The sequence below is a fragment of the Plectonema radiosum NIES-515 genome, assembly GCF_025753815.1.
Taxonomy (GTDB): Bacteria; Cyanobacteriota; Cyanobacteriia; order Cyanobacteriales; family Nostocaceae; genus Hassallia; species Hassallia radiosum_A.
Window position 1 is genome coordinate 1 of record NZ_JAOWRF010000303.1, and the last position, 15,557, is coordinate 15,557.

Here is a 15,557-nt window from a genome sequence, read left to right on the forward strand (position 1 = left end):
CCGTAGTGGGAAGATTTCTGTAGTTGGAACTATGGATGAAAGTACCACGAAGGAAATCTTGCATATCCTTAACAGGACTGCTTGAAGCCTACACTGTACCCGCAAGGGTCAGTGTAGGAGATGTCACATATGTTGGAACTGGCTGCGGCTGCTGGAGAAATAGATTTAAAGTATTTGGATGAATCTTTGTTTTTGTGCATGGAGTGAGCCAAGTTACACTTATTACCAAAAAGGTAAGCAAAAACGCTTAGAACAAACAAAGCGTCGTGGACGCAGGTTGAGCATTATTGGTTTTCTTCAACCTCTAATCAGTTTTGTTTACGGCCTGGTTATCGGGGGTGTTAATAGGAAGTCCTACATTCAAATGATCGAGCAAGAAGCCTCTGATGCCGAAAAAGCAGGATGTATAAGGATAATTGTGCTGGATAACGGACCAATACACCGATGTTCATATGTGCAGCAGTTATGGTCAAAATGGGAAGGTCAGGGTCTTTACATCTTCTTTTTACCCAAATATTGCTCTGAAATGAATCCGATTGAATTGGAGTGGCAACACCTTAAAAAAGATGAACTAGCAGGACAAATGTTTGACGATGAGTTAGAACTTGCCTACGCAGTTATAGATGGTGTTAAAGCCAGAGCCGAAAGAGCACGCAACGTATTAAATTTAACTCCAACGCTGTTGGTTAATTTTTCGTTACATAGTTATAAATTTTCTCACCGACCTACTTAATCCGCCATTCCTTCTCTGTAAGCACATCATGATTTTTATAACGTGCATCAAACCTTGCAAGATGCATCATCAAAATTTCCTTACGCTCAATAGCTTGGGGAAAACCCACATAAAAAATCTCATCAAATCTCCCCACCCTGGTTAGCTCCGGTGGTAGTGCATCCAGTCGGTTAAGCGTTGCGATCGCGATCCACCGTACTTGTTTTATCCTGCAACAGATCGTCAGCAGCGTTCCTAAAATTTGCCTAGAGCTAATATCCTGTCTTTTTACCCGTATTATCCTGTGTAACCCGTCTGACTGCGATGCACTTTGCAGACCAAGACCGCATCAAGGTTTTTTGGAGTCGGCGGAGTGCCTTAACATCGCCACGCTGCGAGGCTCTGAATATGCGATGAAAGCAACTTAAACACAACCTTCTCTAGTTTTCGCCCCTTGAAGTTGGTTCCATTCCACCATCGGGTGTTCCCGTGTTTTAGATATTTCCATTGCTACTTATACCTATTCATTCCAAGTCACCGTGCCTACGTTTGCGTATCCTCTAACTTTCGAGAGAGGCATTTGCTTCAGGACTTACGCAACTGTCACAACCAAAGCGAATGGGAAGGGGTATGAAACGGTGACGCTTCAGTAGCGTAGTGGTTTCCATGTGAGGTTGGTGAGGAAATAAATCGGGTGTCTTAAGCCCAGGCGATCGCTTGCATGTTGGTCTGGCTTAGGCTTAAAGACTTAGCGTATAAAACTTGTCTTACTATTTATCAATTAAAGTACGGATTACTCTCAAATTATCTCATTCAACAATTGAAACGTCCCGTCCTTCCCATGTTTTTGGTCTAGCTATGAAGACGCGATCGCCTGTGCCAGTTGCGTAAGTCCTGACTATTTATACTCCTCGATTGCCACCATCGCCGCTTTCAGTGCTTGGGCGATATCTTCTTTCTCAGGCAGCCTTAGTAAATAATCGTAGCGGGCATGTTCGGGCAAATAAAACCCACATTTAGCGATCGCTCCTTTCTCAAATATCGCCTTTTCCCGCCGAGTCCCCTTTAGTTGATCGTACTCCTGCTGAATCTCTGCCTCATGCAAACGATACTTATTATCAGCAAACTTAAGAAAAATTAACCCTAAAACGGGCGTGGAATATTCGCTCGACTTGAGGTCTGAGTTTGCCCGTAGCGTATCGGCACTTTGCCAAAGGTTCGCTTCAAGTTGTTTTAAATCGTCTGGGGTCACGCTTGTTCCGAGTTACAGGTGAGTAATTTAGGCAATTTACCTGCGATGGTCTTTATACCATTTCATCGGGTGTAAATCAACATACTTGCCTGTTTTATGTGAAATAACCCGCCAATGACTCAGTAATTTTATACGTATATTAAGTACCGTGTATTGGCGATCGCAATATTCAAGTTTTCATTTTACGGCTTACGCCGTTGAGATGGTGAAGACCGTGATATCAATAAATTAAAAATATGAAAACGCCACAACAAATAACTACTGAGCTTAACCAATTTCATGGTTCAAATATTCTCTATAAATACTGGCTCGGTCTATTCCTCATCCTCAACCGATAAAATCTCAAATTTCAGAGCGTGAGAAAATCAAGCATACGCTGAACTGATAAAGAATTTTGGATGCGGCAACTCGAAGAATGGCGCGAACTTGTGCCGCAACGGGAATTAAAGAAACTCAATGGACAAAACAACCCGTCTGTCAACAATGATACGAGGAACAAACCTGTTTAGTATTCGCTTTTTGTCATCAGGTGTCCTAGTCTCCGAAAATTCGCGATCGCAAAACATCTGGGACAATTCTTCCCTTACTAGTAAGCGGCGTGTTGTCACCTTTTCGTGTAGGCTTAAAATACTAAATATTTGTTCGCGAATCCTATCTTTGGCTTTTTCGACGAAGGGATTAAGGGGTAATTTCTCTAATCCGGCTAAAGTCTCCCGTAGTTCTTTAACTTCTGTGGGTTCTTCGCGTTTGTCTGACTCTAGATTTACCATCCCAGCCAGTCTAGTAGCTTCTTTTACTAATAAATCTGCAACTTGTCCATCGAGTTGATCGCTGCGAATCATTTCGTTGCGATCGCACCGTCCCAAGGAAAAATAAGTACATTGGTAGTAGTGGACTAACTTTGTAATTCAGTAATAAGGTAGTGAGGAGAAAAGTTTGCTTCTTATCGCACTATGCCCAGTTTGCAAGAATATATTTTGATTGAATCCTAAAAAATTGGAATTGAATTTTATCGTCGGGGAGAAGGCAGAATGTGGCTGTATTCTCCCTATACAATTGGTGACGATATCACTATAGAAAGTGTTGATTTTAGTTGTGCTATTTAATTGATTTATGAAGGTGTGACTTTTGAGAGTCGAGAATAAATATATGTTTTCATTGAGAGACTAAAAGAAGAGTTAAAGAATAAATTTTTATTCAGTTAACTCAGATATCAATGTTTGATTTATGAAAAAGCTCGGTACAGATTGAAAAGCGTAATTCCTTATTCCCTACTCCCTATTCCCCACTCCCCCGTAGATAATTTCAAAAATCAAATACGATTCCTATATAGCCATCGACTCTGGATTTAAATTGTTCTTTTAGTGTTTGTCTCAGATGCGGCAAAAATGGTGTCAAATAATGCTTACCTGTTACCGTCATGGTTTCTCCTAAAAATAAACTTTTCTAAGGGTTTAGATATATACAGTAGTCAAAAACTTTAATGATTTACTCATAATGAGTCCACATACTTAAGACTTTCACTACCTTTTCTTCTTCAAGCACTTCATATACAAGCCGATGCTGGATGTTAATTCTCCGAGAATATGCCCCTTGTAAATCTCCTTTCAATTTTTCGTATGAAGAAGGATTTTCATAGGGATTTTGCTCTAGTATTGCAAGCAACTCTTCTGCTTTAGGCTTGAGTCCTGCTGCGGCTAACTTTTTTGTATCTTTCTGCGCTCGTTTGGTAAAGCGTAACTCCCACATTACCAATCAAGTTCCTCTTTTGTTGCACATTCTTTAATAGGGGTACGCATTCCTTCAAGGATATCCTCCCGCATACCAGGTACTTGAAGTAGATGTAATGTTTCCTGAATTGCGTTCCAATCGTCAAGAGCAACAAGTACGGCTTGATTTTCATCGCCAGTAATAATTACTGGCGTATGAGATTCTACACTCTTGTTAATAACAGCATCAAGATGTTGTTCTGCTTCATGAACATGAATTACATCCATATTTTAACCCTCAATTAAAGGTTGACTGGAAGATCAAAATCCCCGACTTTTTAGATAAGTCAAGGATCTTGTTTCTCAATATCATTATTCTACAGATTTTCAATCAATCCCAAAAATCGCTGTAAAAACATAATAAAACCCTTAAACTAACTACTCATACTCATGCAAAGCCCCTAACTTCCCAATTCCCGACCATATCGAAGCCACGGCAATTACTACCAAAATCGTCCCAATTCCCCCACCAACAACGGCAACCACCGGACCAAACAAAGCCGCAGCCAAACCAGACTCAAAACCCCCCAACTCATTCGATGCACTAATAAACACACCATTAATCGCTGCAACTCGACCGCGTAAATAATCGGGAGTGCGAATTTGCACCAATGTCTGGCGAATGACAACGCTAATATTATCTAGTGCGCCACTTAACGCTAGCATCAGCAGTGATAGCGTTAAGTGGCGCGATAAGCCAAAGATAATCGTCACCACCCCAAAGCCGATAACTGATAAAAGTAGAGCTTTTCCGGCTTTGCGTAAGGGGGGTGAATGTACTAAAATCACCGCCATAATCAACGCACCAATTGAGGGTGCTGCTTGCAGATATCCCAGTTCTATCGGTCCCACCCGCAAAATATCTTTTGCAAAAATGGGTAGTAAGGCTGTCGCACCCCCAAACAATACGGCAAACAAATCTAAGGTAATCGCTGCGAGAATTAACTGATTTTGCCAGACAAATTTAGCACCAGCAGATAATGCTTTGATGGAAAGTGGTTCTTTGGAAAGAATTGTTTTCGGCTTTTTAATCAAAGTTACGGAAACGAAAGATAGGAACGTGATAAAAGCTGCAATTACATATACTCTCGTTGCACTTCCTAAAGAAGCGTTCGCGTAGCGTGCGTTCAACGCAATCGCATATCCTCCGATCGCTGGACCAAATACTGAGGCAAGTTGAAAGCTGCTACTGTTCCAAGTGGCTGCATTCGTAAACAAATTATTAGGTATCAACTGCCACATCAATGAATCGCTAGCAGGCTTGTTAAATGCTCTAGCAGCACCTGTTACGAACAAACAAACATACACCAAGTAAATTGGTGCTTGGGTGTAGGAAGCAACTGCCAACCCTAGCGAAGATAAACACGATAGCAGCACTGTTACTATCATGATATGTTTGCGGTTATACTTATCAGCTACATGTCCGGCAATTAATGTGAGCGCGAGAATTGGTAACACTTGTACCAAACCCACACCACCCAAAACCATTGCCGAACCAGTGCGATCGTACAGTTCCCAACCGACTGCAATATTTCTAATTTGAAACCCCGTAAATAGCAGTAGGCGTCCAATAACAAATAGTCGATAGTCTCGAATTCTCAAGGCTGCAAAGGCATCTTGTTTTACAGCCGATGCTTTAAGGTGCTTTTTTAAGTTCGGATCGCTCGAAGGCATGTTTAAGTAGAGTCAACCCTTCTTCAATGTGTGCAATTTCTTCTGTCGTCAGACTTTCTAGCAAGTCTGCAATATGAGTGCGAGTTTGAGCAAGGGTTTGCTCAAGATGTTGTTTACCCTCAGGAGTCAGATTCAGAACCACCCGTCGTCTTTCTTGGGGATGGTCGTTACGTTGAATAAAATTACGTTGTACTAGTCTTTCCGTAGTTGTGGATGCAGTAGCACATGTTACTCCTAAATGTTCCGCAACTTCTGATAAAGACGCTCCCGGATTGCGTTTGATGAATAGCATTGAGCGCAATTGCGGTATAGATAAAGACGCTACACTATTCTCACGCATATCCGCTCGGATAAACCGCATTAATAAGGGAATCGTATCCATTACTTTAACGGCACATTCTTCTGAGGGTTTACCGAGCATCAACTGTTTTTCTCCTGATTACATTGTCACCCGTGGATAAAGTCGTCCACAAAGGTAGCGATCGCTTCTTCCCGTTAGTTTCGTCATAAGTAGGATGCATTTCCAAATCTTATATATTTAGATGAGCTAATAATTAGCTTCTCATATATTATCTGAAAGTCAAGAGCTTATTTTTTGACAATGAGGCATTTTGTTTGCACTGCAACTGCCTTCCTTGTATAAGCTACAAACTCAACAGCGTTGGCAAATTTTTAGCATATATATAGTTCCAGCTTTGTGAATCACCGCACATATCGTCTTCGTATTTATAGCCGCACCCAAATTAAAAGCAGATGCGAAGGTAAAGAATGAGCGTTGTTCGCAGCTAACAGAAATTTTTGTCCAACCAAATAACCTTGAAATAGAAGTATTGAAGCAACTTATGGGAATCGAATCAGAAAGAGAATTTTGGATGCGTCAACTCGAAGAATGGCGCGAACTTGTACGGCAACGGGAGTTAAAGAAACTCAATACCCAAAACAACACGTCCGTCAACAACGATACGTCGAACAAGCCTGTTTAGCATTCGCTTCTTGTCTTCAGGTGTTCTGCTTTCCCAATATTCGCGATCGCGAAACATCTGGATCAATTCCTCTCGAACCAACAAACTGCGTTTTGTCACTTTTTCGTACAGGCTTAGGATACTGGTAATTTGCTCGCGTATCCCGTCCTTGGCTTTTTCGACAAAAGGGTTGGGAGGTAATTTATCCAGCCCTGCTAAAGTTTCCCGCAGTTCCTTTACGGATGCTGGTTCAAGATGCTTCTCTTCAGATAAATCCACCATAGAGGCCAACCTAGTAGCTTCCCGCACCAACAAATCAGCCACCTGATTATCAAGACTGCGACTATTTATCATTTCTTTGGCATCGCAGCGTCCGAGTGAGTAGTAAGTACATTGGTAATAGGCGGTATAATTTCCAGATGCGTCGCGTCGGGAAGACATGCGGGTTAATGCACCCCCACACCTACCACATTTCAATAGATTGGCGAATGGGTTGGTCGTTTCCCCGGAGTGAGCAGCCCATTTGTTGTTCGCATTCGCACGAATAGTGCGCTTAACTTGCTCGTGTTGTTCGCGGTTTATAATTCCCTCATGGGTATCCCAGTTGCAATCCCACTGATCAAAGTGCTTAAGTACCTTTCTATTAGCACCTGCCCCCTTTTTTGTGACATTAAAAGGGGTTCCCCCCGCGTGAACTGGATTAACTAAAAAGTTTTTCAATCCGGCAGGTGACCACTGCAAACTACCCCAAGGATATCGTTTGTATGTTTTTTTATCTGTTGGGGATAAGTCTAGTTCTTCAAGGCTTTCGGCTGTCGCTCGGTGGGTAGCTTTAGATTTTTCCTTTTCTTTGGCATCAACCTTCCCAGAAGTACCAAACATCTTATTTAATGTGTCGCAAGTTTTGCGAACACTGCCACACTCCGCAAAAACTTCAAATGCAAAATATGCTAACTCCCAAACCCGAAAACTACGCTTTGTCGATAGCAATGAAACACACCATGACTCATCCTTAATGTAGCGATCGCTTTCTACCTGCCATCCCAAAGGAGCTAATCTGTGGCTTTTTCTTTGCGTCATCCGGTGCTTCCTCTCGGCACTGACACGGCTGGATAACATTTTTACTTCAAATTTGGAGGCTGCGAGTAAAATATCAATTGTTAATTCCCCTCCCAAAGACTCGGTATCTATTGTTTGGTCAAGGGCTACCAGCCTAATATCTTTACTACGTAACACTTCCAATAAAGAATAAAATAAACGTGATGATGACCCGATCCGGTCGATGCGGGTAACTATTAACTCGCATACAGCACTATGAGGTGATATTTTTAAATCATCAATTAATTGCTGTAACCCATTACGCACCTCGGTTGTCCGCGATTGTATATCCCAATAAAACCGACTACACCCAGCGTTTTTACCCCTTTCTAGTTGCTTTTTCAGCGCTCCTCTATCTTCCTGTTGCTCAACTGTCGATACCCGCCCATAAAACCACTTTTCAGCCATAATCAAGTCAACTACATTTATTCTATAGTGACTATAGTATGTCATTTCTCAACGCCGAAGAACCCACAGCTTGCGATTTGATAGCCGACTTTGGCATCAACATACTTTGGCATCCATCCTTGGGGCTAGAACTAGGTACAAACTTGCAGAACATGCTGTGGGATTGCATTTCTGGTAAGATTCCTCTAGACATACTTGTATTTGAAGGCAGCGTAATCAACGCCCCCAACGGTACGGGAGAATGGAATCGTTTCGCCGATCGCCCGATGAAAGACTGGTTAAACGACTTATCCAAAGTCGCCAACTTCGTCGTAGCGGTAGGAGACTGCGCCACCTGGGGAGGAATACCCGCAATGTCACCCAACCCCAGCGAATCCCAAGGATTGCAATTTCTCAAACGTCAAAAAGGCGGCTTTTTAGGGAAAGACTTTCATTCCGGATCTGGATTACCCGTTATCAACATACCTGGATGTCCCGCACACCCTGACTGGATAACGCAGATATTAGTAGCGATCGCCACAGGCAGAATCGCTGACATCAGCTTAGATGAATTGCATCGTCCGGAAACCTTCTTCAAGAGTTTTACCCAAACAGGCTGTACTCGCAACGTCCACTTTGCTTACAAAGCATCAACCGCCGAATTTGGTCAACGCAAAGGATGTCTCTTTTACGACTTAGGCTGTCGCGGACCCATGACACATTCTTCCTGCAACCGCATTTTATGGAATCGCGTCTCATCCAAAACCCGCGCTGGGATGCCTTGTATAGGTTGTACGGAACCAGAATTTCCCTTCCACGACCTCAAACCGGGAACCGTATTTAAAACCCAAACCGTTATGGGAGTTCCCAAAGAATTGCCCACAGGAGTCAATAAAAAAGACTACGCTTTGTTAACAATGGTGGCAAAAGATTCAATCCCAGCTTGGGCAGAAGAAGACTTTTTTACGGTTTAATTCGTAGTAAGCGCTTCAGCGCTTAAAAAGCACTAAAGTGCTTACTACAAAGGAGAAAAAATGACAATCAAAACATTAGATATTTCCCCAGTCGGTAGAGTTGAAGGCGATTTAGATGTGCGCGTAGAAATCGATGATGGACAGGTAGTAAATGCCTGGACTCATGCTGAACTATTTCGCGGATTTGAAGTTATTCTACGCGGCAAAGATCCCCAAGCCGGATTAATTGTCACACCTCGCGTTTGTGGAATTTGCGGTGCTTCTCACCTCACTTCCGCAGCTTGGGCATTAGATACCGCTTGGGGAACAGAAGTTCCGCGCAACGCTATTTTAGCGAGAAACTTAGGTCAAATTGTCGAAACAATTCAAAGCATCCCGCGTTACTTTTATGGTCTATTTGCTATCGACTTGACCAACAAAAAGTATCAGCACAGTCACTTTTATGAAGAAGCTTGCAGACGCTTTGCCGCCTTCACAGGTAAATCTTATGAAATAGGCATTACAATTTCTAGCAAACCTGTAGAAATTTACGCCTTATTTGGCGGACAATGGCCTCATTCTAGTTACATGGTTCCTGGTGGGGTGATGTGCGCCCCTACCTTAACAGATGTTACCCGCGCCTGGTCAATTTTGGAATATTTCCGCACTAATTGGTTAGAACCAGTTTGGTTGGGTTGTTCATTAGAACGCTACGAACAAATTAAAACTTATGATGATTTCATGGCATGGATAGATGAAAACCCAAATCATGCAAATTCTGACTTAGGTTTTTATTGGCGAATGGGTTTAGAAATCGGTTTGGATAAGTATGGTGTTGGTGTTGGTAAGTATGTCACTTGGGGATATTTACCTCACGAAGATAGATACCAAAAACCGACTATTGAAGGGCGAAATGCTGCCACAATTATGAAGAGTGGTGTGTATGACAGCTTCACCGATACGCATGTTTTAATGGATCAAAGTTTTACCCGCGAAAATACAATTCGCTCCTGGTATGATGAAGGGACGGCAGACGTTCACCCCTTCGATCGCACGACCAAACCAAGCCAAAAGAATACCAAAGACTTTGACAACGCTTATTCTTGGTCAAGCGCTGTTACCCACGCACAATTTGGACGTTTGGAAGCAGGACCTCTTGCGCGTCAGTTAGTCGCAGGTGGCGAACATGGCGAATCTTGGCAACATTATGACGGATTCATTTTAGACGCATTCAAGCAGATGGGCGGTGCGAATATCCATATCCGTCAGCTTGCACGAGTTCACGAAATTGTCAAGTTATATCGTCAAGCCGAACACTGTTTGCGCGAATTTAAGTTAAACGATCCTTGGTATATCAAACCCCAAGAAAAAGACGGACGTGGTTGGGGTGCAACTGAAGCCTCGCGGGGTGCGCTGTGTCACTGGGTGGATATTGAAGGAGGCAAGATTAAGAATTATCAAATCATGGCTCCTAGCACCTGGAATATTGGACCCCGCGACGGTGAGGGATTCAAGGGACCGATTGAGGAAGCTTTGGTAGGGACACCCATTTTCGATCCTACCGATCCGGTGGAAGTGGGACATGTCGCGCGATCGTTTGATTCTTGCTTAGTTTGCACCGTTCACGCTCACGATGCGAAAACAGGTGAGGAATTGGCGCGTTTCCGTACTGCATAGGCTTTTAGCGAATGGAATTCGCAGCTACACAAACGCTCGTCCGCCTACGCGGACTAGGAGATTAAGGGTTTTGTATGTCTAGCCACGATTTTAATCGCTGGGTGCTACCAAAATTGAAATTTACATGGGTATTCTTGTGACTGAATTAGCATTACACAATCATCTCTCTCATCTTCCGGAAGAAGCACTGCAAGAATTTACAGAATGGTGTGTTTTAGAGCAAGCAAAAGAAGCGGGATATAAGCTTACTCTAGATAGAGGTAAGTTAGATAAATTACCCACCGGAGACTACATTTTTCAACTTGTAGATCAATTTATGAAAGTTAAACCAGACCCAATTAGAACTGGTTTAGCAGGAGCGATCGCTGGAAAGCAAGCTGATAATCACGCTTTGTCAGGTACAGCGGCTATAGTCGATTTTGTTTCACTTTATATTAGGTATTTAATGCCTAAAGAAGGTAGCGAACAAGAAAAAGCGGAAGCAGTTTTAACTCAGGCATCGCAACAGCAGTTTGAGAAGCTATCTCAAATTGCTAAAAAATATGATGTAGAAATTTACAGCTAAACCGCTTCATTTTTTTGATTATTATCGTTCCCAGCGGTCGATAAACAAGATCCCCGACTTCTTAGAGAAGTCGGGGATCTGAATAAAAGTCAGAAAGTTGAGAAACAAGCGATCGCCAAATCCCATGCTAACAATTATTGGCTGCGGTAATCTCAACCGCAGTGACGATGCGGTAGGCGTAATAATTGCTCAACGCCTACAGCAATATCTTACCAAACATCCTCATCCTGATGTGCAAATTTACGACTGTGGCACCGCTGGGATGGAAGTGATGTTTAAAGCACGAGGTAGCAAAGAATTAATAATTATTGATGCAAGTTCAACGAATTCCGAACCCGGTGCAGTATTTAAAGTTCCTGGAAAAGAATTGGAAACTTTACCGGAACCCAGTTATAACTTGCACGATTTTCGTTGGGATAATGCTTTAGCCGCTGGTAGGAAAATCTTTAAAGATGACTTTCCCTATTATGTAACAGTTTACCTAATTGAAGCGGAAAATCTTGGCTTTGGACTAGAATTAAGTCCTGCTGTCAAACATTCTGCTGATGTGGTTTTTGAAGAAATAACCACAGTCATCAGGCAAAAAGTTGAGCTATTTTAGATTTATTAGTCAAGAGTCAAGAGTCAAGAGTCAAGAGTCAAGAGTCAAGAATTATTCTACTTGTCCCCCTTGTCCCCCTTGTCCCCCTTGTCCCATTCAGCATCAAGCCCAATCTTTGTAAACTGATAATTCATCTACCCTCATTTCAAAAGGCATTCCCTGGCTTTCTGGGGGACAAACGCGAATTTTAGCACTGCTAACAATTTTATGTAACAATGTCGCCATTGGCACAATTTTTTGTAATACACGCCAATTAGTAACTTGATCTGGACATTCAATTACCAAAGTCAAAGCATTAGCGTGGGTTGTGACATACCACCGACAACTGGATAATAATTTTTGAATACAGCGATCGCAATCTTCATAAAAGTATTTGCTAATAGAATATTCTAATTGCTGGCGCAGTATAATATCTGCCGATGTCGGTTGGATTGGACGTGAATCTTCATTCTGCCAGAAATAGTTTGTCATAGTTGTGCCTCTTTATTTTTTCCGGTTATATGCCAATTGCCATTGCGTAAAGGACATCTTTATCTGTTTCTAGAAATTGCTGAGTTTCATCGTCATAATAAGCACCAATTCCGCTACAATGAATTCCCCAATAATTACTTGCTAGATACAGTCTTTGTCCTAAAAATCCAGCCATTTGCATGGCAGTTTGATAATTTGTATAGTTGGAAACAAAAAACCAAGTTACTGCACCAGATGAAGCGATCGCTTGATTAACGCACAAGTAACCTGTCTTCTCACTGAAGTTACCCTCCTTGACTAAATGCGTTCCTTTGTATAACCCTGCTCTGATTCCCTCGACTCGATGGACAACCGCGTAAATTTCGATTTCTTCAAAACTTTCTGTCGGTATCGCTTGCTTAATTTGCTGCAAAATACTAAAATAAAGTTCCTGGGAAATGAACTGCTTTTGAAAACGCCTAATTGAGCGTCTGTTCCAAAGAGCTTGTGAAAATCTATCCCGATCGAAGTTCAATTGAGGATGCTTAATTTCTTGGTGAAAACTTTTTTGCAAAGCTGTTTCTTTATAAGCTTCCTCAATGAATTGATTCTGTTCAAAATAATCAGTTCCACAAACAAAAGGGACTTTCAGCCTTAAGCGTCTCACTGACTTCTGTTGAACCTCTCCGGAAATCGCACAAGCAGTAATAAACTCTTTATTCTCAAATCCTAAATCTGCATTGAGAGCGAGTTTATCAAAATCGAAAACTAGTTGTATATCTCTATCGTGAAGAAAAGCTGAAGCTGCGATCGCACCCAAATGGTGTCCGCTATCTAACAAACAATACCTGATGCTCCTGTCTTTATATTTCCAACTAGACCTATAATAAACACAACTAATTAAAAAAATGAATCCGATGATACGATTATTCGGTAAAATATAACTCTCTAATCCATCATCAATTAATTCATAGATAAGTACCAGACAATTATTCTCAACTTCTATATGATAGATTCCATCTATCATTCCCTGTATTCCGCGAATCTGCACGTAAACCTCAGTCGGATATAAAGCACCTGCTGATGGATTTACTCGCAATTTATCGACAGTATTTTTATACGTCTTTTCCAGGGTAATCGCACTCGTTAACCAGAGAAAAGAGTGGATATAATTGTTGAGAAAGTCTAGACTTATTCTGCGATAAAACTTTGGATAAAATTTAAAAGCCGAGGGTTGAGTTGACGAATCTACATAATTTGGATCGATTTGTACCGATAGGTAAGAATGCTTAGTAGCATCGTGATATGCTTTCCCCGTTATTTTATTTACTTGCATTTTTCAAAATCCTTAAAACGTCTACGTTGCTAGCGAAATCTACGGCTTTATAGTCGTCTAAGTTTTTCAACTCTAGATTGGGGTGATATTGCAAAAGCAACTTCACAACTTCTGTTTTTCCGGCTGATGCTGCGTACATCAAAACAGTTGCACCGTTATCATTTTGGTTGTTGATATTAATCTTCGCAGCAAGTAATAAACGAATTAAATCGTAGTGATTGCCAAAACAAGCAAACCACAAAGCATTATTATTATCGTTATTTGTGGCATTAATATCAGCCCCGGCGTTAATTAGTTCTTCAACTACTGCATAAACTCCTTCTCTTGTCGCTTTCATTAAAGCTGTATCGCCATTTTCACCAGCCTGATTTAAATTATTTGGCTCGTAGCTGTTAGCTATCATCCATTCGCTTGTATTTGCGGTCAAATTAAAGCTATTTTGTTGAGTCATGATTAGTCCTTCAATCGTGAAAATAATTATCGAATACCGGGCGAATAAAATTCGCGTCTACACAGACAAAACCCGCCTACGCGGGTTTAAAAGCCACAATTTTCTATTAGTCCACGCAGGTGGACTTCGTTTGTATAGCCAAGCCAGTGCGTTGGACGGGTTTCCCGGCTTGAAGCATCTGGCGTGCGAATTCTATTCGCTAGGGCTTAACATCTCTATCAAATGATGTGTAATGGGTAGACTATCAACTACCATTGCAGCGCACAGCAACATCATGTAGAGAATCGAGTAAAGAAAAAGCGATCGCGAAGCTTGTTTATCATCTGGATTCTGCAACAGCGACCAAGCTTTCATAATAAAAATCGCCCCTAAAATAAAGGCGATCGCACCATAAATTACCCCCGAAGCGTGAAGAGGATAAATCAATAAAAACGTGGTGGGGATAACTACCAAAGTGTATCGCCAAATTTGACGCGCCGTGGCAATATTATCAGTAACCACCGGCAACATCGGCACACCCACCTTGGCATATTCATCGCGGATCATTAATGCCAAAGCCCAAAAATGAGGAGGTGTCCATAAGAAGACGATCGCAAAAATCAACCATGCTGTCCAGCTTAAGGTATTTGTCACCGCAGCCCAACCAACTAACGCCGGAATTGCACCCGCTGCGCCGCCAATGACGATATTGTAGGGAGTATGGCGTTTGAGCAAATGGGTGTAAATGCCCACGTAGAAGGCGATGCCAGACATCGCTAACAAAGCACTTAACAGATTAACAAATACTGCAAGCACCGCGAAAGAAATACAGGCAAGAGCGATCGCAAATATGAGAGCATGTAATGGCTGCACGCGACCAGAAGGCATCGGTCTATTGCGCGTGCGTTCCATTTCATAATCAATATCGCTATCGTAAATACAATTGATTGTCTGAGCGCTAGCAGTGGCACAAGTACCACCAATCATCGTTAGTAGCAGCAACAACGGGTCTAGTTTTCCATTCGATGCGATCGCCATACTAGCAGCCGTAGTAATCAGCAGCAGCGGAATAATTCGGGGCTTTGTTAGCTGATAGTAATCTTGAAAAACTTGTAAAACATTTTGATAGTGGCGTTGTGCCGTCGTCCCATTCATAAGTTCACGAATTCCTCAATTGTGGAAAATATCCGCTATTTCATGTCCGACAAATCACATATATTGTAGAGACGTTCCGGCGGAACGTCTTTACGACAGTTGCAATGTTTTTCTTAATGTTAATTAAGCGGACATGATATTATTTCCTAATAGACATCGACCGAAAAATATACGTTATCTAGAACCCTTGTAGAGACGTAGCACTGCTACGTCTCTACATTCGTAGAACACGCACATAAATGGCGCAAGCAACATCCTTATCTATTTGCCAGCGTCTGTTTCTTACCTTGATAACAAAAGAGGGGAGTCTTTCTTCTAAAGTGATGATAGTTCCTGGCATCACTTCCATTGATACCAGTTTTTTTAAAATAATTTCGTCCTGATTTTTACAGAAAGTGACAATTCCTTGTTCTCCCTCCTGCAACAATATTAATGAAGAGCCAAGAACACTAAATGGGGTAAACATTTACATTACGTAGTGAGCGCTTCAGCGCTCATAATTACGAGCGCTGAAGCGCTCACTACAAAAATAAAAA

18 protein-coding genes and 1 pseudogene are annotated in these 15,557 nt (G+C 41.9%); 5 read left to right on the forward strand and 14 right to left on the reverse strand.

Annotation, left to right across the window (positions count from 1 at the left end):
- The first annotated feature begins 178 nt into the window (after positions 1-178).
- The gene (locus OGM63_RS21425) at positions 179-733 is read left to right on the forward strand and encodes a transposase (RefSeq protein ID WP_263747682.1); all 555 of its coding nucleotides are present in this window, start codon (positions 179-181) and stop codon (positions 731-733) included.
- On the opposite strand, the gene OGM63_RS29960 is transcribed toward OGM63_RS21425, so the two are convergent.
- From OGM63_RS29960 to xisF, 9 genes and pseudogenes are all read right to left on the reverse strand, one after another.
- Positions 726-1,049 carry an AAA family ATPase gene (locus OGM63_RS29960; protein WP_375340515.1) on the reverse strand — a complete coding sequence of 108 codons (324 nt, stop codon included), beginning with the start codon at positions 1,047-1,049 and terminating at the stop codon, positions 726-728. The two genes, OGM63_RS21425 and OGM63_RS29960, sit on opposite strands and share 8 nt — an antisense overlap.
- Positions 994-1,190 (reverse strand): annotated as a pseudogene (locus OGM63_RS21435) (reverse transcriptase N-terminal domain-containing protein); the annotation flags it as partial. The pseudogene OGM63_RS21435 and the gene OGM63_RS29960, both read right to left, overlap by 56 nt.
- 420 nt (positions 1,191-1,610) lie before the next feature.
- Entirely contained in the window at positions 1,611-1,964 is a 354-nt protein-coding gene (locus OGM63_RS21440) for a type I restriction-modification system subunit M N-terminal domain-containing protein (RefSeq protein WP_263747683.1), read from the reverse strand.
- Between the two features lie 443 nt (positions 1,965-2,407).
- Positions 2,408-2,806 (reverse strand): hypothetical protein, encoded by a 399-nt coding sequence (locus OGM63_RS21445; RefSeq protein ID WP_263747684.1) that lies wholly within the window; start codon positions 2,804-2,806, stop codon positions 2,408-2,410.
- Between the two features lie 646 nt (positions 2,807-3,452).
- A complete protein-coding gene (locus OGM63_RS21450) occupies positions 3,453-3,713 on the reverse strand; it encodes a Txe/YoeB family addiction module toxin (RefSeq protein WP_263747685.1) in 261 nt (86 codons plus the stop codon).
- The gene (locus OGM63_RS21455) at positions 3,713-3,961 is read right to left on the reverse strand and encodes a type II toxin-antitoxin system Phd/YefM family antitoxin (protein ID WP_263747686.1); all 249 of its coding nucleotides are present in this window, start codon (positions 3,959-3,961) and stop codon (positions 3,713-3,715) included. The genes OGM63_RS21450 and OGM63_RS21455 overlap by 1 nt, the downstream gene beginning before the upstream one ends.
- Before the next feature lie 150 nt (positions 3,962-4,111).
- Positions 4,112-5,407, reverse strand: a complete 1,296-nt coding sequence (locus OGM63_RS21460) for an MFS transporter (RefSeq protein WP_263747687.1) — start codon at positions 5,405-5,407, stop codon at positions 4,112-4,114.
- The gene (locus OGM63_RS21465) at positions 5,370-5,828 is read right to left on the reverse strand and encodes a MarR family winged helix-turn-helix transcriptional regulator (RefSeq protein WP_263747688.1); all 459 of its coding nucleotides are present in this window, start codon (positions 5,826-5,828) and stop codon (positions 5,370-5,372) included. Before OGM63_RS21465 ends, OGM63_RS21460 begins: the two co-directional genes overlap by 38 nt.
- A 496-nt stretch (positions 5,829-6,324) precedes the next feature.
- Positions 6,325-7,920 carry a fdxN element excision recombinase XisF gene (gene xisF / locus OGM63_RS21470; protein WP_263747689.1) on the reverse strand — a complete coding sequence of 532 codons (1,596 nt, stop codon included), beginning with the start codon at positions 7,918-7,920 and terminating at the stop codon, positions 6,325-6,327.
- Here xisF and OGM63_RS21475 point away from each other — a divergent pair.
- The 4 genes from OGM63_RS21475 (at position 7,914) to OGM63_RS21490 (ending at position 11,650) form a co-directional block, all read left to right on the forward strand.
- Positions 7,914-8,828, forward strand: a complete 915-nt coding sequence (locus OGM63_RS21475; protein WP_263747690.1) for an NADH-quinone oxidoreductase subunit B family protein — start codon at positions 7,914-7,916, stop codon at positions 8,826-8,828. The two genes, xisF and OGM63_RS21475, sit on opposite strands and share 7 nt — an antisense overlap.
- Positions 8,829-8,888: 60 nt before the next feature.
- Entirely contained in the window at positions 8,889-10,484 is a 1,596-nt protein-coding gene (locus OGM63_RS21480) for a nickel-dependent hydrogenase large subunit (protein WP_263747691.1), read from the forward strand.
- Positions 10,485-10,608: 124 nt separating this feature from the next.
- Entirely contained in the window at positions 10,609-11,049 is a 441-nt protein-coding gene (locus OGM63_RS21485; RefSeq protein WP_263747692.1) for a hypothetical protein, read from the forward strand.
- Positions 11,050-11,173: 124 nt separating this feature from the next.
- Complete coding sequence (locus tag OGM63_RS21490) at positions 11,174-11,650, forward strand: hydrogenase maturation protease (RefSeq protein WP_263747693.1); 477 nt, start codon at positions 11,174-11,176, stop codon at positions 11,648-11,650.
- 102 nt (positions 11,651-11,752) lie between these two features.
- Here OGM63_RS21490 and OGM63_RS21495 read toward each other — a convergent pair whose 3' ends face one another.
- The 5 genes from OGM63_RS21495 to OGM63_RS21515 all read right to left on the reverse strand — a co-directional run bounded on the left by OGM63_RS21495 (position 11,753) and on the right by OGM63_RS21515 (position 15,487).
- Positions 11,753-12,121, reverse strand: a complete 369-nt coding sequence (locus tag OGM63_RS21495; protein ID WP_263747694.1) for a hypothetical protein — start codon at positions 12,119-12,121, stop codon at positions 11,753-11,755.
- Between the two features lie 25 nt (positions 12,122-12,146).
- A complete protein-coding gene (locus OGM63_RS21500) occupies positions 12,147-13,436 on the reverse strand; it encodes a SagB family peptide dehydrogenase (protein WP_263747695.1) in 1,290 nt (429 codons plus the stop codon).
- Positions 13,423-13,887 carry an ankyrin repeat domain-containing protein gene (locus OGM63_RS21505; RefSeq protein WP_263747696.1) on the reverse strand — a complete coding sequence of 155 codons (465 nt, stop codon included), beginning with the start codon at positions 13,885-13,887 and terminating at the stop codon, positions 13,423-13,425. The genes OGM63_RS21500 and OGM63_RS21505 overlap by 14 nt, the downstream gene beginning before the upstream one ends.
- Before the next feature lie 192 nt (positions 13,888-14,079).
- On the reverse strand, positions 14,080-15,021 hold the full coding sequence (locus OGM63_RS21510; RefSeq protein ID WP_263747697.1) for a heme o synthase: 942 nt from the start codon (positions 15,019-15,021) through the stop codon (positions 14,080-14,082).
- A 214-nt stretch (positions 15,022-15,235) separates the two neighbouring features.
- Complete coding sequence (locus tag OGM63_RS21515) at positions 15,236-15,487, reverse strand: FeoA family protein (protein WP_263747698.1); 252 nt, start codon at positions 15,485-15,487, stop codon at positions 15,236-15,238.
- Between the last annotated feature and the right edge of the window lie 70 nt (positions 15,488-15,557).

Bases quoted from the DNA above. Each gene is read 5' to 3' on its own strand.
- OGM63_RS21425 (WP_263747682.1), top strand. From the start codon at position 179: ATGAATCTTTGTTTTTGTGCATGGAGTGAGCCAAGTTACACTTATTAC.
- OGM63_RS21445 (WP_263747684.1), bottom strand. From the start codon at position 2,806: ATGATTCGCAGCGATCAACTCGATGGACAAGTTGCAGATTTATTAGTA.
- OGM63_RS21450 (WP_263747685.1), bottom strand. From the start codon at position 3,713: ATGTGGGAGTTACGCTTTACCAAACGAGCGCAGAAAGATACAAAAAAG.
- OGM63_RS21455 (WP_263747686.1), bottom strand. From the start codon at position 3,961: ATGGATGTAATTCATGTTCATGAAGCAGAACAACATCTTGATGCTGTT.
- OGM63_RS21460 (WP_263747687.1), bottom strand. From the start codon at position 5,407: ATGCCTTCGAGCGATCCGAACTTAAAAAAGCACCTTAAAGCATCGGCT.
- OGM63_RS21465 (WP_263747688.1), bottom strand. From the start codon at position 5,828: ATGCTCGGTAAACCCTCAGAAGAATGTGCCGTTAAAGTAATGGATACG.
- OGM63_RS21475 (WP_263747690.1), top strand. From the start codon at position 7,914: ATGTCATTTCTCAACGCCGAAGAACCCACAGCTTGCGATTTGATAGCC.
- xisF (WP_263747689.1), bottom strand. From the start codon at position 7,920: ATGACATACTATAGTCACTATAGAATAAATGTAGTTGACTTGATTATG.
- OGM63_RS21480 (WP_263747691.1), top strand. From the start codon at position 8,889: ATGACAATCAAAACATTAGATATTTCCCCAGTCGGTAGAGTTGAAGGC.
- OGM63_RS21485 (WP_263747692.1), top strand. From the start codon at position 10,609: ATGGGTATTCTTGTGACTGAATTAGCATTACACAATCATCTCTCTCAT.
- OGM63_RS21490 (WP_263747693.1), top strand. From the start codon at position 11,174: ATGCTAACAATTATTGGCTGCGGTAATCTCAACCGCAGTGACGATGCG.
- OGM63_RS21495 (WP_263747694.1), bottom strand. From the start codon at position 12,121: ATGACAAACTATTTCTGGCAGAATGAAGATTCACGTCCAATCCAACCG.
- OGM63_RS21500 (WP_263747695.1), bottom strand. From the start codon at position 13,436: ATGCAAGTAAATAAAATAACGGGGAAAGCATATCACGATGCTACTAAG.
- OGM63_RS21505 (WP_263747696.1), bottom strand. From the start codon at position 13,887: ATGACTCAACAAAATAGCTTTAATTTGACCGCAAATACAAGCGAATGG.
- OGM63_RS21510 (WP_263747697.1), bottom strand. From the start codon at position 15,021: ATGAATGGGACGACGGCACAACGCCACTATCAAAATGTTTTACAAGTT.
- OGM63_RS21515 (WP_263747698.1), bottom strand. From the start codon at position 15,487: ATGTTTACCCCATTTAGTGTTCTTGGCTCTTCATTAATATTGTTGCAG.